19 protein-coding genes and 1 tRNA gene are annotated in these 18,683 nt (G+C 63.6%); 4 read left to right on the top strand and 16 right to left on the bottom strand.

Translation table 11 applies throughout. From position 1 onward, the window contains the following. Positions 1-39: 39 nt before the first annotated feature. The 4 genes from AC5P57_RS04555 to AC5P57_RS04540 all read right to left on the bottom strand — a co-directional run bounded on the left by AC5P57_RS04555 (position 40) and on the right by AC5P57_RS04540 (position 3,273). Entirely contained in the window at positions 40-537 is a 498-nt protein-coding gene (locus tag AC5P57_RS04555; RefSeq protein ID WP_099552639.1) for a pyridoxamine 5'-phosphate oxidase family protein, read from the bottom strand. A gap of 68 nt (positions 538-605) precedes the next feature. Further along, complete coding sequence (locus tag AC5P57_RS04550) at positions 606-1,601, bottom strand: LLM class flavin-dependent oxidoreductase (RefSeq protein WP_099552640.1); 996 nt, start codon at positions 1,599-1,601, stop codon at positions 606-608. 191 nt (positions 1,602-1,792) lie between these two features. Beyond that, on the bottom strand, positions 1,793-2,560 hold the full coding sequence (locus tag AC5P57_RS04545; RefSeq protein WP_099552641.1) for a sulfurtransferase: 768 nt from the start codon (positions 2,558-2,560) through the stop codon (positions 1,793-1,795). Positions 2,561-2,907: 347 nt separating this feature from the next. Further along, on the bottom strand, positions 2,908-3,273 hold the full coding sequence (locus AC5P57_RS04540) for a DUF6164 family protein (protein WP_099552642.1): 366 nt from the start codon (positions 3,271-3,273) through the stop codon (positions 2,908-2,910). A 70-nt stretch (positions 3,274-3,343) separates the two neighbouring features. Here AC5P57_RS04540 and AC5P57_RS04535 point away from each other — a divergent pair, with 70 nt between their 5' ends. Continuing rightward, positions 3,344-3,778 (top strand): FKBP-type peptidyl-prolyl cis-trans isomerase, encoded by a 435-nt coding sequence (locus tag AC5P57_RS04535; RefSeq protein ID WP_088025589.1) that lies wholly within the window; start codon positions 3,344-3,346, stop codon positions 3,776-3,778. Continuing rightward, complete coding sequence (locus AC5P57_RS04530; protein WP_099552643.1) at positions 3,765-5,012, top strand: TIGR03862 family flavoprotein; 1,248 nt, start codon at positions 3,765-3,767, stop codon at positions 5,010-5,012. The genes AC5P57_RS04535 and AC5P57_RS04530 overlap by 14 nt, the downstream gene beginning before the upstream one ends. Before the next feature lie 77 nt (positions 5,013-5,089). Here the strand turns inward: AC5P57_RS04530 and AC5P57_RS04525 are convergent, their stop codons facing one another. From AC5P57_RS04525 to AC5P57_RS04510, 4 genes are all read right to left on the bottom strand, one after another. Beyond that, on the bottom strand, positions 5,090-5,551 hold the full coding sequence (locus tag AC5P57_RS04525; protein ID WP_099552644.1) for a GNAT family N-acetyltransferase: 462 nt from the start codon (positions 5,549-5,551) through the stop codon (positions 5,090-5,092). 103 nt (positions 5,552-5,654) lie between these two features. Beyond that, the gene (locus AC5P57_RS04520; protein WP_099552645.1) at positions 5,655-7,277 is read right to left on the bottom strand and encodes an FMN-binding glutamate synthase family protein; all 1,623 of its coding nucleotides are present in this window, start codon (positions 7,275-7,277) and stop codon (positions 5,655-5,657) included. A 55-nt stretch (positions 7,278-7,332) separates the two neighbouring features. Continuing rightward, entirely contained in the window at positions 7,333-8,619 is a 1,287-nt protein-coding gene (locus AC5P57_RS04515; protein ID WP_099552646.1) for a nucleotide sugar dehydrogenase, read from the bottom strand. Between the two features lie 142 nt (positions 8,620-8,761). Then, positions 8,762-9,196 carry a BLUF domain-containing protein gene (locus AC5P57_RS04510; protein ID WP_099552647.1) on the bottom strand — a complete coding sequence of 145 codons (435 nt, stop codon included), beginning with the start codon at positions 9,194-9,196 and terminating at the stop codon, positions 8,762-8,764. Positions 9,197-9,325: 129 nt separating this feature from the next. Between AC5P57_RS04510 and AC5P57_RS04505 the strand changes: the two genes are divergently transcribed. Further along, positions 9,326-9,412: transfer RNA gene (locus AC5P57_RS04505), tRNA-Leu, on the top strand. A 62-nt stretch (positions 9,413-9,474) separates the two neighbouring features. Here the strand turns inward: AC5P57_RS04505 and AC5P57_RS04500 are convergent. The 5 genes from AC5P57_RS04500 to AC5P57_RS04480 are packed head-to-tail and all read right to left on the bottom strand — an operon-like array spanning position 9,475 to position 13,699. Next, complete coding sequence (locus tag AC5P57_RS04500) at positions 9,475-9,777, bottom strand: hypothetical protein (RefSeq protein WP_495219489.1); 303 nt, start codon at positions 9,775-9,777, stop codon at positions 9,475-9,477. A gap of 38 nt (positions 9,778-9,815) precedes the next feature. After that, entirely contained in the window at positions 9,816-10,163 is a 348-nt protein-coding gene (locus tag AC5P57_RS04495) for a tail fiber assembly protein (RefSeq protein WP_495219488.1), read from the bottom strand. Further along, on the bottom strand, positions 10,153-10,935 hold the full coding sequence (locus tag AC5P57_RS04490) for a hypothetical protein (protein ID WP_495219487.1): 783 nt from the start codon (positions 10,933-10,935) through the stop codon (positions 10,153-10,155). Before AC5P57_RS04490 ends, AC5P57_RS04495 begins: the two co-directional genes overlap by 11 nt. After that, a complete protein-coding gene (locus AC5P57_RS04485; protein ID WP_495219486.1) occupies positions 10,932-12,917 on the bottom strand; it encodes a hypothetical protein in 1,986 nt (661 codons plus the stop codon). Before AC5P57_RS04485 ends, AC5P57_RS04490 begins: the two co-directional genes overlap by 4 nt. Before the next feature lie 2 nt (positions 12,918-12,919). After that, positions 12,920-13,699, bottom strand: a complete 780-nt coding sequence (locus AC5P57_RS04480) for a hypothetical protein (RefSeq protein ID WP_495219485.1) — start codon at positions 13,697-13,699, stop codon at positions 12,920-12,922. Between the two features lie 96 nt (positions 13,700-13,795). On the opposite strand from AC5P57_RS04480, the gene AC5P57_RS04475 reads away from it, so the two are divergent. Continuing rightward, complete coding sequence (locus AC5P57_RS04475; RefSeq protein WP_495219484.1) at positions 13,796-14,299, top strand: hypothetical protein; 504 nt, start codon at positions 13,796-13,798, stop codon at positions 14,297-14,299. Between the two features lie 174 nt (positions 14,300-14,473). Here AC5P57_RS04475 and AC5P57_RS04470 read toward each other — a convergent pair whose 3' ends face one another. The 3 genes from AC5P57_RS04470 to AC5P57_RS04460 form a co-directional block, all read right to left on the bottom strand. Beyond that, a complete protein-coding gene (locus AC5P57_RS04470; protein WP_495219483.1) occupies positions 14,474-15,541 on the bottom strand; it encodes a hypothetical protein in 1,068 nt (355 codons plus the stop codon). 629 nt (positions 15,542-16,170) lie between these two features. Beyond that, on the bottom strand, positions 16,171-17,820 hold the full coding sequence (locus AC5P57_RS04465) for a lytic transglycosylase domain-containing protein (RefSeq protein ID WP_495219482.1): 1,650 nt from the start codon (positions 17,818-17,820) through the stop codon (positions 16,171-16,173). Then, positions 17,820-18,683 (bottom strand): hypothetical protein, encoded by an 864-nt coding sequence (locus tag AC5P57_RS04460; RefSeq protein ID WP_495219481.1) that lies wholly within the window; start codon positions 18,681-18,683, stop codon positions 17,820-17,822. The genes AC5P57_RS04465 and AC5P57_RS04460 overlap by 1 nt, the downstream gene beginning before the upstream one ends.

Here is an 18,683-nt window from a genome sequence, read left to right as displayed (position 1 = left end):
CGGCCAGCGGCCGGCACTACCAATACCGGACATCGGTCATCACCGAAGATCGATGAACCCATTGTCGGCCAACGCCGCCGGTTCGTCCTGCACTGCCGACAGCACGAAACTCAGCGCCGTGCCCAGCAGCGTGCCCGGCCCGTCCCAGTACTCGGCCGAGTCGGCGCGCACATGAATCAAGCGAAGGTTGGGGTCGTCCTTGCCGCCCGGGAAGAACAGCTTCATCGCCGGTGACCACAGCGCCTCGATCTTCGCGCGATCATCGACAACCCGCGCGCGCCCCGCCACAGACACGTAGGTGTTCTTCGATGGCGAGGCATAGGCCACGTTGACGCGCGGATCGAGCGCGATCTCGGCCACCTTCGGGCTGTCGGCAGTGATGACGAACCACAGGTCACCGTCGAAGGTGACCTGCTGGGTGGCCAGCGGCCGGCTGTAGAGCCGTCCGTCGACGCCGGTGGTGGTGAACATCGCCACCTCCACGTCCTTGATCAGTTCTGCCAGCTGGGCGATGTGTTCGGCGCGGGTGTCGGCCATGTGGGGGCTCCTTCTGTTTGAGCCCCCATCAGACGCGGTTCGGCCGCAATGGGCCGTGACGCAATTGTTCAGCCCGCGTGGCGGGCGTGCCAGGCCTGCATGGTCAGTTCGAACGAGCGCAGGCGTGCACGATGGTCATACAGGTTGGCGGTGAGCATCAGCTCGTCCGGCTTGTGCCGTTCAACGAAGGCGGCGATGCCATCCGCCACCTGCTGCGGATCGCCCAGCACGGTGCAGGCCAGTGCCCGCTCCACGCCCAGCTTTTCATGCGGTTCCCAGAACGATTCGATGTCATCGATCGGCGCCGGAATCTTGCCCGGGCGTCCACGACGCAGATTGACGAAACTCTGCTGCTGGCTGGTGAACAGGCGGCGCGACTCGGCTTCGCTGTCGCTGGCGACAACGTTCAAGGCCAGCATCGCGTGCGGCTGTTTCAGCGTGGCCGAGGGGCGGAACTCGCGGCGGTACACCGCCAGCGCTTCGTCCATCACGTCGGGCGCGAAGTGCGAGGCGAACGCATACGGCAGGCCCATCGAGGCGGCCATGCGCGCACCGAACAGGCTGGACCCGAGGATCCAGGTCGGCACTCGCAGGCCACCACCTGGAACTGCCTGCACCGCCTGCCCGGGCTGCACCGGCTCGAAGTAGTGCAGCAGCTCGCGCACGTCCTGCGGGAACTGGTCGGCGCTGTCGAAATAGCGGCGCAATGCACGCGCGGTCGGCTGATCGGTGCCCGGCGCACGGCCCAGGCCGAGGTCGATGCGGTCCGGATACAGCGAGGCCAGCGTGCCGAACTGCTCGGCCACCTGCAGCGGCGCATGGTTGGGCAGCATGATGCCGCCGGCACCGACGCGGATGCGCGTTGTGCCACCGGCGACGTGGCCGATCAGCACGGCGGTGGCCGCGCTGGCGATGCCTGGCATGTTGTGGTGTTCGGCCAGCCAATAGCGGCGGTAGCCCAGCGCATCGGCGTGCTGGGCCAGTTCCAGCATGTTGGCGAAGGCAGCGGTGGTGTCACTGCCCTCGCAGACCGGGGCCAGGTCAAGGATCGACAACGGGATCATCAGGCGTTTTTCCGTCACAGGATCCCCCATGCATGGGGTCGGCCAGGCGCCGCGGCCAGTGACGGTGGCGGGATGCTGATTCCCGTGGGGCGGGTTCAGGGCTGGCTGCGCTTGATCCGGTAGTGCCGGCCGCTGGCCGGCAGGCAACGTGCCCTGGCAGCCGGCCAGCGGCCGGCTCTACCGGGGAAGCATCAGAACGCGCTGGGGCGCGGCTCGGCCAGCGGCTGGTCAACCATCGGCTTCAACTCGGCATCCAGCGCCACGCGCTCGTCGAACACGAAACAACGGCCCTCGTAGCCCTCGCCGCCCACTTCCTCGAAGTAGCCGAGGATGCCGCCCTCGAGCTGCAGCACGTTGTCCATGCCGTCGTTGACCATCCACAGCGCGGCCTTCTCGCAGCGGATGCCGCCGGTGCAGAAACTGACCACGGTGCTGTCCTTCAGCGCTTCGCGGTGCGGCGCCAGCGCCTCGGGCAGGTCGGTGAACTTGTGGATGGGCAACACCAGCGCATCCTTGAAGGTGCCGTACTCCACTTCCTGCAGGTTGCGCGTATCGAGCATCACCACCGGCTTGCCCGCGTCGTCATGCCCCTGCCGCAACCAGCGCTGCACCGTGGCCGGATCGACCGCCGGCGCGCGCGGATAGTCCAGCGGCTGACCGTCGTCACGGCGGAAGCTGATGATCTCGTCCTTCACCTTGGCCTTCAGCCGCGCGAACGGCTGGTGCTCGCTGAGGCTGGTCTTGACCCGCATGTCGAAAAAGCGCGAATCGGCACGCAGCGCCGCATAGAAGCCCTCGACCGCTTCCGGCGCACCCGCCAGGAATAGGTTCAGTCCCTCGCCCGCCACCAGGATCGTGCCCCGCAGCTGCGCCGCCTCGGCGCGCGCCAGCAACTGGTCGCACAGGGCCTGGGGAGCGTCGATGACGGCGAAATGGTAGGCAGCGGTATTGGCGATCATTGCGCCATTTTAGCGCCAGACCGCCCCAGGGTCAGATTTTCACGTTCATCCACCCGTGGCGTGGATCTATCGAAGATCTGCAGATTCAGCGGTCAGAGCCCTCTGCGCATCGGAGGGATCCGCCCCCAGCGCCAGCAGATCGCGTGAAACTGTCGAAGGCGTGGCGGTGTGGATTTGCGGGGTGTGAGCCGCATGGATGCGGCGACCAAGCCCCCAGGGACGGGTTCACGGCGGCCCCGCAAACCCACACCGCCACGCCATCCCACGGAATGCCTGCTGTTGCTGTTGCTGTTGCCGGCCAGAGGCCGGCACTACCGCGGTTGCCGGGTGCAACCCGGCCGAACGCTCTACCCCCGCAACAGCACGAACGGCAGCAGCACCAGCGCCGCCGCACCGGCCATCGCCAGCAGCACCAGAACCACGTACACCGGCCGCCGCCGGAACAGGCTGCCGAAGGTCTCGGCGGTGCCATCACGCAATGCCTGCTCACGCTCAGCGCGGATGCGAGGACCGCGCTCGGCCTGGTACTCGGCCATCAGCGCCTTCGCACGCGAATGATCGCCATCCTCGCGCAGCCACAGGCCGCCATTGGAAATGCCCCACGGGCTGGGTTCGGTGCGGTACCAGGCGATGCCGTGCTGGTCGAGCAGCGTGCAGACATCGGCATATTCGTCGTCGCCGACATTGCGCAGATTGAGCAGGAGTTTTGCCATGCCCCCATGATACCCGGCGCCGATGCGCTACCCTTGCCGCCCTCGCCCTGCGCCCTTCCGGAGACGCCCGATGCGCCGCCTGCTGCTTCCCCTGCTGCTGTCCCTCGCCGCCGTTGGCTGTTCCACCGAGCCCTCGGGCCCACCGCCGGGCGGCACCCTGACCACCTTCGAGCGCATCGATACCGTGCCCGGCACCGGCGCCGAAGCCGTCTCCGGCAGCAAGGTGACCGTGCACTACACCGGCTGGATCTACGACAACCGCACCGAAACCAAGCACGGCAAGACCTTTGACAGCTCGGTCAGCCGTGGCGAACCGTTCACCTTCGCGCTGGGCGCCGGCCAGGTCATCCGCGGCTGGGATGAGGGCGTGGCCGGCATGAAGGTCGGCGGCAAGCGCACCCTGATGATCCCGCCGGACTACGGCTACGGCGACCGCCGCGTCGGCCCGATCCCGGCCGGCTCGTCGCTGGTGTTCGACGTCGAGCTGCTCGATGTCAAACCGTAATACCGCACTGCCCCAGCGGGTCGCCGTCATCGGCGGCGGCCCGGCCGGCCTGTTCGCCGCCGAGCGCCTGCGCGCCGCTGGGCTGGAGGTCGACCTGTACGAGGCCAAGGGTTCACCCGGCCGCAAGTTCCTGATCGCCGGCAAGGGCGGGCTCAACCTCACCCATTCCGATCCGCGGCCGTTGTTCGACAGCCGCTATCGCGAGCAGGCCGCTGTGGTCGGCAGCTGGCTGGATGGCTTCGACGCGCAGGCACTGCGTGACTGGGCCGCAGGCTTCGGCGTTGAGACCTACGTGGGCAGCTCTGGCCGGGTGTTCCCGGTCGACCGCAAGGCAGCGCCGCTGCTGCGCGGCTGGGTACGCCGATTGAAGGAACAGGGTGTGCGCCTGCATGCCAACCACCGCTGGATCGGCTGGAGCGATGACGGCGCCCTGCGCTTTGCCACCGAAGCGGGGGAAATCGATGTCCACCCCGATGCCACGGTACTGGCGGTAGGCGGCGGCAGTTGGCCGCAGCTGGGCAGCGACGGCGCCTGGGTTGCGCCACTGCGGGCGCGTGGTGTGGACATCGCACCACTGCAGTCAGCCAACTGCGGTTTCGACGTGGACTGGACCCCGTTCTTCGCCCAGCGCAATGCCGGTGCACCGTTGAAGCCGGTGGTTGCGCACTGGATCGACCTGGCTGGACAACCGCAGGCTCTGCAGGGCGAGTGCGTGGCCAGTGAGTACGGCATTGAAGGCAGCCTGATCTACGCGTTGGCCGCCGACCTGCGCGAAACCATCAACCACGATGGCCACGCGATGCTGTGGCTGGACCTGGTGCCGGGCCGCGACGAGGCGCGCCTGCTGGCCGACCTGTCGCGCCCGCGCAAGGGCCGCAGCTTCGGCGAGCACCTGCGTCGCCAGGCCGGCCTTGATGCAGTGAAAGCCGCACTGGTGTTCGAGATTCTGGGTAAAGAAGCCGGCAACGACCTGCCTGCCGTGGCGGCTACGCTCAAGCGCCTGCCGCTGCGCCTGCAGCGTCCCCGGCCGATGGCCGAGGTGATCAGCACCGCCGGTGGCGTGCGCCTGGATGCGCTGGATGATGGCCTGATGCTGCGGGCACTGCCCGGCGTGTTCTGCGCCGGCGAAATGCTGGACTGGGAGGCACCGACGGGTGGCTATCTGTTGACCGCGTGCTACGCCAGCGGCCTGCGTGCTGCGGAAGGTGCTATCGCGTGGTTGGCCGGGCGGTGAACTGCACTATGTAAAGCCGAGCCCATGCTCGGCTTGAATCAAAGGCAGCCGAGCGTGGGCTCGGCTCTACGCGCTGGTCACCACGGCCGGCGCATGCTCACCGACGCCAGCGCCACGCCACTGGGATGCGGGTAGGCCTTTTCGCTCACGCTGATGAACCCCTGTCGTTGATAGAACGGCACGGCGTTGAGCGACGCCGACAGCACCACCTCACGGTCACGATCGGCCATCGCCAGCAGGCGTTGCATCAACGCCTGGCCGATGCCCTGGCCGCCACGATCAGGATCAACGAACAACGCATCGACTTCATTGGCATCGGCATCGAACACACCGAAGCCAAGCAGGCCACCCTGCCCGTCCTCGGCCACTACACAGCCGCCCTGCCCCAGCAGCCGTGCGTACTGCGACGGCGGCGGCGAGGCAGACCACGGCGCAATGACCTCGGGAGGGTAGTGACTGCTGCAGGTTTCACGCACACAACGCGTGCGCAGCGCCCACAGCGTGGCGACGTCATCGATGGTGCCGCTCCTGAACCGCATGACAGCTCCTCCTTGTAGAGCCGAGCCCATGCTCGGCTGATCTTCGTTCCAACATCGCGATGAGAGAAGCAGCCGAGCATGGGCTCGGCTCTACAGCAACACGTTATCGCGACTTGCTGGCGCGCAGCGCCTGGATCTTCGGCGGGGGCTGGAAGGAATCGCTGCGCGCATCGGCCCAGAACGCATGGAACACCGCATGGTCGGGCACTTTGTGCAGCAGCTCGCCCGGTTCCAGGTAGCGGTAGAGGGAGGCCAGCGAGCGGATCTCGACAGGCGAAACACGACGCAGGATGTGCTCCGGCCCCAGTTCGGCCGGATCGTTCAGGCCCGCGGCGCACAACAGTTCCTTCAAGGCATGCAGCGTGTGCTCATGATAGCTGTACACCCGGGTGGCCTTGTCCGGCGCATCCAGGTGCTTCCAGCGCGCCGGGTCCTGGGTGGCGATGCCGGTCGGGCACTTGTCGGTGTGGCAGCTCAGCGACTGGATGCAGCCCAGCGCGAACATGAAGCCTCGGCCGGCGTTGCACCAGTCGGCGCCGAGCGCGATGGTGCGCGCGATGTCGAACGCACTGGTGATCTTGCCCGCCGCACCGATGCGGATGCGCTCGCGCAGGTCCAGGCCGACCATGGTGTTGTGCACCAGCAGCAGTGCTTCGTGCATCGGTACGCCGACATGGTCGACGAATTCGGCCGGTGCCGCACCGGTGCCTCCCTCGGCGCCGTCGACCACGATGAAATCCGGCAGCAACCCGGTTTCCTGCATCGCCTTGGCAATGCCGAACCACTCCCACGGGTGGCCGATCGCCAGCTTGAAACCGACCGGCTTGCCACCGGAAAGCTCGCGCAGGCGGGCCAGGAACTGCAACAGCTCGACCGGCGTCGAGAATGCCGAGTGACGCGACGGCGATACGCAGTCCACGCCCATCGGCACGCCACGGGTCACCGAGATCTCGGCGGTCACCTTCGGCGCCGGCAGCACACCACCGTGGCCCGGCTTGGCGCCCTGCGACAGCTTGATCTCGATCATCTTGACCTGATCATGGGTGGCATTGGCAACAAAGCGCTCTTCGCTGAAACCGCCCTTTTCGTCACGGCAACCGAAGTAGCCCGAGCCGATCTCCCAGACCAGATCGCCGCCCATCTCGCGGTGGTAGGGCGAGATCGAACCTTCGCCGGTGTCGTGGTAGAAGCCACCGCGCCGCGCGCCCTCGTTCAGTGCGCGGATCGCGTTGGCCGACAGCGAGCCAAAACTCATCGCCGAGATATTGAACACGCTGGCCGAATAGGGCTTTGCACAGTTCGCACCGATCAACACGCGGAAATCGTGCTTGGCAATGGCGGTCGGCGCCAGCGAGTGGTTGATCCACTCGTAGTCCACCGCATAGGTGCTGCGCAGTGTGCCGAACGGCACCGTGTCCATCTCGTTCTTGGCGCGCTGGTAGATCAGCGCACGCTGCTGGCGCGAGAACGGCACGTCCTCCAGGTCGCTCTGCACGAAGTACTGGCGGATCTCCGGGCCGATTGATTCCAGGCCATAGCGGAAATGCGCCATCACCGGATAGTTGCGGCGCAACGTGCTGCGCTTCTGCAGCAGGTCCCAGGTCCCCAGCGCCACCATCGCGGCAGTCAGGCCGACGCCCCAATACCAGGCCGGCCAGATCGTGGCCAGCCACAGGCATATCGGGAACATCAGGATGGCGAGCAGGTAGACGATATACCGGTGCATGGCTTTCCTCGGTTGCAACTGCCCCCGAGTCTACCGCGCCGCTCGCTGCCCGGGCTTACAAGCGATCGTCAACCACGTTGCGCGGCCAGACCGACTTCACGTCGTAGACGATGCCACCGGGCGCCAGCAGCTCCCGGATCGCGGCGTCATCCATGGCCTTGAATCGGGCATGGGCCACTGCCAGAACTACGGCGTCGTAACTCCCCGCCAGCGGCTCGGCCAGCCAGTGCACGCCCGCATCGGCCAATGCCGCCGGGCCGACCCACGGGTCGCTGACCTCCACCTGTGCACCGGCATCGCGCAGGCGCTGCGCCAGCTCCAGCGCGCGGCTGTTGCGCAGGTCCGGGCAATCCTCCTTGAAGGTCACGCCCAGCACCAGGATGCGCGACTGCGCAGCTACGCAGCCGCGTTCGGCCAGCATTGCCAGCACCCGCGACGCCACATGCTCGCCGACGCGGTTGTTGACCTGCCGCGCGGTGTGGATCAGGTCCGGGTGGTAGCCCACGCTCTCGGACTTGTGCAGCAGGTAGTACGGGTCCACGCCAATGCAGTGGCCGCCGACCAGGCCCGGCCGGAATGGCAGGAAGTTCCACTTGCTGCCGGCGGCGTCGAGCACATCCTGGGTGTCGATGCCGAGCCGGTCGAAGATCAGTGCCAGCTCATTGACCAGCGCGATGTTGACGTCACGCTGGATGTTCTCCACCACCTTGGCCGCTTCAGCCACACGCATCGACGGCGCTGGGAAGGTACCGGCGGCGATGATGCGCTGGTACAGGCCATCAATCACCGCCGCGACCTCGCGCGTCGAGCCCGAGGTGATCTTGCGGATGTCGGCCAGGCGCCGCTGGCGGTCGCCGGGACTGACCCGCTCCGGGCTGTAGCCACAGTAGAAGTCTTCGTTGAAGCGCAGTCCGGAGACCTGCTCCAGCAGCGGCACGCAGACCTCTTCGGTGGTGCCGGGATACACCGTGGATTCGTAGATCACCAGGTCACCCGCGCGAAGATGGCTGGCAATCAGCCGTGTTGCCGAACGCAGGGGCTCCAGGTCGGGCTGCTCGTATGCATCGATCGGGGTCGGCACAGTGACGATGTAGACATTGCAGGCATCGAGCAGTGCCGGATCGCTGCCGTACTGCAGCAGCTGCGCACTGGCCAGCTCGTCGGCTTCCATCTCCAGCGTGTGGTCCTGGCCGCTGCGCAGCTCGGCGATGCGACCGGCATCGATATCGAAGCCCAAGGTCGGCCACTGCCGGCCAAACGCCACCGCCAACGGCAGGCCGACGTAGCCCAGGCCGATCACCGCAAACCGGGGTGCGCTGGCCGCCGCAACCGGCGCACTCATCGGCACATCCCGTGCAACGGATGCGATCGCAGATACGCTGCCATGGCTTCGGCCGACCCACTCATTCGCTGTACCACTCCGGAAAACCCGCACCAGGAAGGCTACAGCCTAACGGCCCCGGCACCCCGCCGCCAAGGCGGGCTCAGGAGCCCAGCGCGACCGCGGCGGGTTCCAGCTCGCCGTCGGCGCCGGTCCAGGCCTGCAGCAGCCGCTCGAAACCCCCACTGCCCAGCAGGAAACCCGGCCACGCCGCGTCAACGATCTGGGTCAGCAGGTCCGCATCGATCCGCCGCGTGCCCATCGACCAGCGCGGAAATGCGCGCTGCAACACCGGCGCACGGCACAACACCTTCATCTGCGCATGGCTGCGTGCATTGACGATGCGCTGGAACACCGAATCGATGCCATCTTCGGGGCCTTCCAGATACTGCAGGAAACGGCTGCCATCAAACATCAGCACACCGGTGACACCGGCTACACGATTGAAGGCCGTGGCATCGGCCAGCAGGCGATCAAGATCGGTTGTCCGCAGATCGGCGCGGGCCTCACTGGCGTAGGCAATCGCGTGCAGCGACATCGGGTGGCTCCCCCCCTGGGAACGATGGCTGGGACTATGACATGAACAGGGATAACAGTTAAGCACGCCGCTCCGTGCACAACCCGGCTGTCGTGCCTCGGGTGGGCTACAATCGGCGCCGCGCTGCAGGCCCGGATGGCGAAACTGGTAGACGCATCGGACTTAAAATCCGCCGGGGGCAACCCCATGCCGGTTCGATTCCGGCTCCGGGCACCAAGGCTTTCAGGGCTATTACGCCATCCAGCGCAAAACACCGCTGTGCAGTTTTTGTGCAGCGGTCACTCTGCGGGCTTGATCTTCCCCGCCTCCTTCGCCGCCAGGATAGCTGCGACTTCTCGCCGCAGCCTGTCCTGATGCCGGATCACCCACTGCTCCATCCCAGCCCTGCCCGTCCACTGGTTCTCACATGGACGGGTCTTGTGCTGCTTGTCGTCCAGGTGCCGGTCAAGCACCACATACCACTTGAGGTTATCCACACGCTGGCTGATCCGGGCAACGCACTGCCCGTCCAGACAGATCGTGTCTGGGATTTGGGCATAGCTGGCGGCCTGGCGCCACTTGAAGTCGGACGGTAGTTCCATCCCGGGGAGGATACGCCTCCCCGTCTCAGGGGCTGCGATCAGGGCGTGACGGGGATCTCCGCGCCGCTGGCGGCTCCGTCGTTCAGGGCTGGAGGCACTGGCCATGTGATGTTCGGGAACCCTGGAAGACTCGGGATATCGCGCAGCGCCTGGCGGTACACCTGATGTGCCAGCTTCTCGGCCGCAGTCAGCGGGGCATCGGCCATCTGCGTCCAGTCCGTATCTCTGAGCCTCTGGCTGCGTTCAACCAGTACCTCATTGGCTTTGATCTTGGCCAGGATGGAGGATGGGATCTGCTGGACTAGCGATTCTCCCGGGTTCAGCGGCGCGCCTGCACCCACAGCCCGGTAGCTGGAATCCGTCACTGCATAGAATTCAGCGCTCATAAGCGAACCCATAGGCGTCAATGTAGGCGCCAGACTGAGCGGCGCTCATCAGGTAGCGAAGCTGCTGGGACGAATCGGTAGGAAGGAAGGCCACCACCGCCTGGCCGCCGAAACTCACCGCAACGAAATAATCGGTCGTCGTGATCGCGGTATCACCCGGTCCGACAATGAGATTTGCCGATGTCGATAGGTTCAGCACTCGGGCATAGACGGAACGGGAAGTTACGGGGATTGCGGTTGAACAGGCAACCGTCGTTGCCGATGTCGCCGAGCCGTTGGAAAGCACCCGGAAGATGTTGCCGGGCAGCCGATACATCACCTCCCCCTTCTGCCAGTTGTGGTCAAAGTCGTAGATCTGGCTACTGGCATTGGTGCGGAAACTCCCGATGTAACGTCGGCTTGTGTCCCCTGTCTTCGCGCGAGCAGTCCCGATGTAGGGCGTCGGATCTGGCGCGGTCGTCACCGCCTCCACGTCTGGCGTTCCACTGTTGAGGAACGAGAAAACGTGATACCAGGTGTTCGCGGCAAGGCTGAGACCGGACTTGGTGACAGCTGACGGGAACTCCACGACCCGATCAAGGCTAGGGATGTAGCACGTCCCCGAGGTGACCCGGTAAGAGTCGGCCGCAACCCGCTCCATCCTGAGCCCGTTGATATGCCCCTTTGGCAGGTTTAGGTATGACGCAGGGATACGGTCCGCCGTTTCATACTCCGCAAGCGCCGATGCTGCGCCTGAACTCACTACTGCTTTGACGGGGATACGATCAGTCATGGAGTCACCGGGATGTTAGAGGCCGAGCCATTGGCCAGGAAGAAGGGCAGCGCGTTGCCACCGGTCAATGGGATGTAGCTGGCCCCGGTCTGCAGAATGAATGGGAACTTAGGCGCGCCAGCGGCACCGGTGGCCGTGATCACCGGGCGACGTGGATCAGTGTTGTTGATCGATATCCCGGCGCCTGCTGTCACCGCCTGAAGCGATGTGTTTACCTCGCCAACCTGAGCATTCGTCAGGTGGTAGCGTTCGCCGGTTGTACCACCCTGCAGGCCTGATAGGTTGTTGTGGTCAGGGATCGCGGCGCTGCTTGCCTGGATCGCACCGAACTTACTCACGGGGGCGAAGGTGGCGCTACCCAGTAGCCCAAGCAGGCCACGATTGATGATCAGGTAGCACCGCAGGATGCCGTTCTCGGCGATGTTCTGCTCAGTGGTGAACGCATCCGTGGTGATGCCATTGATTGCCGCCTGAGCGTTCGCATAGAGCTGCTGGCCATACTGGATACGGGTCAGACCCGACTGGAATATGCTGATTCGCTGGACGTGCCACTGGTTCCCCAGGATGGGGATGTTGGTCAGGACGCCGGGAGCGCTCTCGTACTGGTTCGGGTTGATGCTGGTGGTGTCGGCTCCCTCGGTGCCATTGCTCAGCCGGTAGCGGAACGTCAGCGCTGTCTGCGAGCTCTGGCTAACAACATGTGGGTCCAGGTTGTTGGCCTGGAAGTTGGAGCCCATCTTGAAGACTGAGCCGCCCGTCTTGTTGATGTTGAGGTTGTTGCCGTTGGCGCTGTAGATGTTGCCCGTCAGGTTCAACGGCCCAATCGCCGCCATCAGGTCGCCGATCTGGTTGACCCCGGCCCGGATCGTGGCTGCCTGATCGTTGATCGCGTTGATGGTCGTGTTGTTGCTGTGCACCAGAACGCCGATCTGGGCGATGGTGCGCCGCTGGGCGTTGGAGAACGGGCTTGTCTGCTGGACGATGGTCCCGGCTGGCATCTGGATGCCGACATACGTTGCGTTGGCCGAGGCGATGCCGGTCACCACCTGGGCCGAGAACGGGCCGACAGTCAGCAGTACCCGGGTTGGCTGCGTCGGGGTCACGCTCCAGTCGGTGTAGCCGATCACCGCCTGCGCCATATCGAACCGGGCATTGTTGCCCGCGTTGATCGACAGCGCGCCGCCGTTGATGACGCCCGTGGACTCAAACAGGGCCGGTCGCCACCAGCCTCGCGCTCCGGCCGAGTCGGTGCTGTAGGCAGTCAGCGCCGCCGGGGTGGCCGAGTCGTTGTCCAGCTGCAGGATGATCCCGCCCGAGCCGTTCGGGGTCACCTTGACGCTGTTCGGACCGGTTACATCGTCGGGCTGCAGGGCAGTCACGGCCTCTGCCAGCGCAGACAGCACCTCAGGAGCCAGCGACAATGTAGGCAACCCAGCCGCTGCATTGCCGTTGACCACGTTGATCTGCTGGGCGGTGCCGGTGATTGTGGCGGCCTTGCTGCCGGTCTTCCTGCCCTTGGCGTCGAACGTGGTTGCCAGCAGCGTCCCAGTGCCCGAATCGGCCACATCCGCCAGCCCGAGCGTAATCACACCCTGCGGGCTGACCGTCTTCACCAGGTCGCCAGCCACCACCGTGATGGTTTCTGCCACCGGATGCCAGCCTTTGATGCCATCCGGGCCGGTGCCGTAGTAGGTGGTACTACCTGGAGTCGGGTTGTCGCCCAGCAGGGACAGGATCACCACGCCATTGCTGGGGACGCCCTGCACGATTACGGACTGGGGACCGAGGATCTGGAACGAGGCTAGTTGGCCGTCTTCCAGCTCGGCTACCCGGGCGGCCAAGGCCTCATAGAGCTGGCGCAGATCGTCGCTGCTCTGCGCACTCGCCATGCGCAGAAAGTAGTCGGCCCACGCCCTGGTGACGTAGCCACGCTGGTCAACTACCGGCTCCGAAAAGCGCGGTTGTTCCGCAGGAGTCGGCATCCTTAGGTCACCTTGCCGAACGCGAACCAGCAGAAGTCGATGGGCGCTACCACGATGGTTTCGCTGTTGATCGTGCCAGCGTTGCCGTGCATCTGGACCTCAATGGCACTGAGGCTGGATGGACGGGCCATGATGACGCCAGCGCCACCCCACGATGGGGTGTAGAACGGGAAGGTTCCGACCGTGGCTACAACGAACGGGGTCTGCGTATAGGCCACAGGGATCGTCACCGTGGTGGACGTGGCAGGCGTGCCAGTGGCCGGGCATTGACCCTTGCCACACTGCAACATGTAGTCGCCAATCCGAAAGAATCCAGGTCCGGAGCTGGAGTTCAAAGGCGGAATCGTCGGGAAAGGTTGCAGGATGTACGTCCCGCCTGAGGCTACAGGCACCTTTCCATCCGAACCGGTAGGATCCGGCATCTGACGTACGTCATCCCATAGATACGACGAACCATCATTGGTCAGAAACTTCCCAGCCTCCATGGGTGGGAAAAGAGCTTGCCCAGTGGATCCGTCGCTGACATTCCGTGTCCAGATCATGGCACCTAGGTTGTCTGTCAACCTGACCGAATAGCTACCCTTGATCCAGATGTTGTTGTTGGCTCGGCCCGCGCTGTCGAGGGGGACAGGATTCGGGTTGGGGATCGTCAGAGCTTCATCTGACCACGTCAGCTTCGGCGTCGTGGTCCCGGACTCATAGAAGTACAGGAACCCTCCGGCCACTGGCTTCCCAGTGTTGTCCAGGAAGATGGGAGCGGGGTTGTAGAACGGGCTGGTCATGGGCTCTCCCAAAGAAAAAGCCCGCACTGGGCGGGCTTCATGTGTGTAGTTGGCTGTGGTGGTAGGATTCGGGCCAGATATCCACAGGCCCGGGCCATGAGTAAGGAAAAGTTCGACCTCTCCAACGTCGGCGGACAGCCGAAGGATTGGGCTCAGAAGAGCCATGAGGCCGAAGTTGATTCATACCGAACGCCAAGAAGACGCTACTTCGCAACAGTTTCGTCTTCCTATGGGACTGCGGAAGTTCTGCTCGGTACTTTCACTTGCCTAGATGATGCTCAGAACGCCGCCGATAAGAAATTCCTCTGGAGCGGCCAGTCAATCGTGTCAGTTCGGGCTGAAACGAACTACCAGGCTGCCCTGTATGGGCTATCCAGAATCGCAATCCGTACTCTTAGGATCTCATTTGGAGCGGCCATTGCTGTGGCGGCCTACATCTTCCTAAACGATGGAGCTTTAGACTTTGCAAAGGTCCCGTTTGCTGCCATGACACTTTCCCTGCTAGTAGGATCATTGTCCAAGATTGCCTTCATGTGCGGCCTCTACTGGCTAGCATGGGTTATTGCGTTTGGTGAGGGCCCGAGGACGAACGCAAGCTGATGGATAAGACACTGATCGCTGTCTCTATGGCGCCCATCCTTGGTCCTATTATTTGGCGGCTATTGAACCTTCCAGGTGCACTAGCTTCCAGGATCGTGTGGAAATACTTCCCCTATGGAAAGATTCGTTCGTTTCTATTGAGAGACAGCGACCCTTTCAAGGCCACCGAACCTCCTACCGCTCCCTCTTATCGCGGCTACCAGAAGGCACGTCGCCCGACGCCGCCGCTGGGAATGCCAAAGCGTTGAGTCCAACCGGAGCCGCATAGGGCGCTGACTGAGCGATGCGTGCAAGCCCATTTACCGCCCCGCTAGCTGCAGGACGTGAGAGCATTAAGGCGTTCGCTGCTGTCGGACTGTTTGCAATTCGCCCTGCCAGCAATCCTGCACCCGCAAGACGCGCCCATGCAGGCAACTCCTCGTTGCTCGCCAAATAGGCGCCACCACCAAGGCCGAGTAGGTTATTGATAGCTACTCGCTCAGCTGTGCCGGAGTTAGGGATAGGATCCTTAAGGACGTTCTGTCCAACGCGCGCAAGCTCGCGCATCTCTTTGGTCGATCCCTTCCTAACCATCGGCCATAACGCGGAAGGGCGAATATCGCCGGATGCTCCCGCAACCTGCTTTAGCGCATCTTCAGCAGTTCGAAGATTCGCCCATTGGGAGTTGGCCTGCTTCAGAAGCGCTGCGTCACCGCTGCCAACACTTCGGAAGGCGGCGGCGTCAACGACTTTCCGGAGGGCTTTGACCATGCCTTCAATGGCGGGATCACCCTTCACCTTAGCCAGCTCGCTACGCAGCGACTGGTACTTCGCACCACTGACTGATCCATCCGCAAAGTTTTCCAGGATGCTATCGAGCTGATTCCGGACTACCTGCGCCCTATCCCCAGTCATGTTCTTCATTGCCGTCTGCTCGATCCCCGCCAGACGAGTGAGGTCGGAACGGTCGAGGGAAACGGTGTTACGGCTGAAAATGTTGTTGTAGACGTTACTGATGCCATCGCGGGAGGCCCGCATCACATCATCGGTCAGAACAGGGGCATCGGCTCCGAATGTGTTGGATACAGCTCGATTGAATGCCTGCTGTTGATTACGACCCGCGCTCGCTGCACCACTGAACGGAAGAGTGTTAAGGACAGACGACAGCCCCTTGAGGAATCGGGAGTCGCTCACCTGAGCAACATGAAGCGGAATACCAGCCTGCTTGGCAGTTTCAATTGAACTTTCGATGGCCGGCTGCACCGCTTGCCCAGCCCTGCGAGCTGCGGCACTTGCTACCCCTGAAACAGCCTGACCCGCTGCCCCTCCTGCAGCCCCTAGAGCGGCGCGTTGAGCGCGGCTTTCGTCACCGACAGTCGGCTGAAGCCCGGAGAATGCAGCACCTCGCACTGCCGCTTCAGCATACGGGGCTGCCTTTGCCAACCTGCCAGCTACGGATGCACCACGGCCAGCCGGGATTGCAGTTTGAGCCACCTGCCCGGTGATGTAACCGGCCAAACCGGCCCCCGTATCAGTCAGGGGCTTATCCCTGGTGCGCGCCTCAGCAGCCTCTCGATCAGCACGGTCACCCACGCCAAACCTTCGGTCTAGAGCGTTAGTTGCAAGCCCAGTAACACCGAATAGATAAGGCGCAGCCTCAGAAGAAAGCAGCTGCGCGACACCAGTGGCCGAGTCCATGATGGACTTGCCAGCGCCAGCAAAGAACTTCTCTACACCGCTCATTCCTTCAGTTGGGTCAGGCCGTTCCGCCTGGACTGGCGGGAGGTCCGTTACCTTGCCACCCTGGCCGTCCGATGAGTACTTAGCCCACGGGCCACTGGAAGCAGGGCCCTGTACGGGCACGCTCTGGTACTTCTCCCATGGACCGGCCATCAGATGCGCTCCCAGTTGTTGGGGTTGCTAGGATCGCCGCCCTTGAATCGGTATCCATCTTCAACCGAGCCTGCGGACGGCCCAGAGGCTCTGCCTGGGGCATTCCTTGCGCCGTATTCAGCTTCGATCTCATCCATGTTCTCCGTGTGAAGTTGGATGGCGCGATCATTGATTCTTTCAATTCGCTGCAACTGCTGGATCACGTTCTTGTTGTCATTCAAATTGCCAAGCAGCTCATTCCATGCGCGCTCAGCATCGCCTTCGGTCTGAACACCCTTGTTCAGCCGCAGAGAGTCATTCCGGAGCTTCTCAAACGAACTCCTCATGTTCTGATAGGCACGAGACTCATCTGTACTCTGCCCGGCAGCATTGCGCGCCTGGTAGATGTAGTTGTTCATAGGGCCGAGCTCGAGATCCTTGTTCTCAAGCTGCTGACGAATGCTAGAGAGCTCGGAACCCATGCCCTGCGCAACAGAAAGCGCTTCGCGGCTCTCCTGACGCATCCTGAGGACGCTGGCGGGGATCGGCTTAGGCGGGGCTTCCGGCTTGTCAGCAGGGCCGCCAGGAATGACCTGTAGATTCCCATCGGGAGTCGTACGGTAACCAGCTGGAGCAGCAGCAGGAGCGCGATACGGCTGCGCGATCCCAGAACCATTGCTCGCCGAGCTACCAGCGAATCTGTCAGCGACTGCAGGGCCTGCGTTGTAGGCGGCCAAGGCCAGATCCGGACGGCCCGGATAGCGACGCAGCATTGCAGTCAGGTAGTCGCGCCCGAATCGGACGTTCTCTTCCGGCGAACCATTCTGCAGCGGCGATACTCCGAAGCCGGGATTCGTACCGGTAGCTGGCATTACTTGTGTAAGGCCGACTGCGCCTTTGTTGGATACAGCAGCCGGATTGCCGCCGCTCTCTTGCTGGATGAGTGCTGGCAACAGCTGCGCCGCCTGCTGCTCTGGAGACGCATTGGGGTCGACTTGAACCTTGCCCAGAATGTTCCGGACGTAGTTGTCAGTCTCCGCGATCCCGAAGCCGCCCGGCTGCTGAGATCCGGCAATACCGGCCATAGGTGCCAACGAGATCCCCGCACCCGGTGTACCCCAGCCGTAGCCTTCTTGAGTCTGCACAAGCTTGGGGACCATACCGCTTGCCTGGCGCCGCTCTCTGTCAAGCTGGGCAAGCGCTGGGTTCTCCTGCAGCAGACGGAGACTTTGAATATCGGCGGGAAGGTTCGAGTAGGGGTTAGCAGCTGCCGTACGCGGGTCATTCTGAGAGGCGGCGAGAACCTGCTCGACAATCGGCATCACTGTCGTCTCGTCAAACTGGTCAGGAATCTCGGCGCCAAAGTTGCGCTTCAAGTAGGGGACGGCTGAACGATACAGACCGGCCTGCATCTGAGGGTTCCCAGAGTACTGCTTAAGACTCTTGGCGAGCCCTACAAGCTGTTGCTGCTGACGGTTGCCTTCGGACTGGTACGCCTCAGCTCGCTTGGGATCCAGCGAATATGCCCGGTTGGTTGCATCCAGATCACCAGCTATCACCTGGGGGCCGATGGCCTGCAGTTCGGCCAGGCGGTTACGCTCAGTAACTGCCTTCTGCCGCTCCAGCCCATTCGCCATGCCTCCTGCGAAGGCGTCATAGAAAGTTGCCATCAGGTCCTCCGAGTAGCCCAATAATCACCGATTGCACCACCGACACCGGCCAGCGCGTTGTTCCATGCCTGCCCCTGATTGAGGAAGGACGACGCGCGGGCGTTGCCTGCGTTGGCAAGCTGGTTGCCGATCTGGCCTGCGGTGTTCTGCCCCAGGTTGTTCAGCTCGCTGTTTGCGTTGCTGCCCAGTCCGGAGAGGCGGAAAAGGTTGTTCTGGAAGTTGCCGAAGGCCTTCGACCCCAGATTGGACGCGAAGGTCATGCGGTCGGCATCGGCACCACCGGAGTACAAGCCGCCACGCGCCGATGCGCCACGGTCGAGAGCGTTGATGCCTTCATCCCGGGCAACCAAGTAGTCGGGCGTCTGGTAGAACATGCTGAAATCAGGCGTGCCGGTGCCCTGATTGAGCGTTCCGCCCCCTGCCAGCGCGTTGCCAGTCCCACCACCAGTGGAGAACTGCAGGCTCCCACCACCGCCCGTGCTGCCGCTGCTAAAGAACCCCATGGGGTCGTAGCTGGTGCCGCCGAACTGACCGGCAAGGTTGGCCGGGTCGGTGATCTTGTCGAACAGGCTCCGCTTCTTCTTCTTGGCCGGTTCGGGCTGGGTGATCTGGATTCCGCCCGAGATCGGGGCCGAATAGGTCGGCAGGCCGTACATCTGTGCCAGAAGGTTCAGGGCGCCAGTACCCGTCACCTGATAAGGCAACGTGTCGGCCCGGCTCTGGTTGTACATCGCCACCTGGGCGTTGATAGCGTCACGGGAGGCGTTCGTCGCCGCGTCACCAGCCCGGCCAGCCGCGTCTGACTGCATCTTGCCGCCAGCGACGCTCCCGACCGCTCCTACAATTGCGCCTGCAGCAGGCAT

The sequence above is a fragment of the Stenotrophomonas sp. YJH_SMC_79 genome (assembly GCF_059367995.1).
The sequence above is the reverse complement of the archived record's forward strand: the minus strand, read 5'-3'. Positions and strand labels throughout refer to the sequence as shown.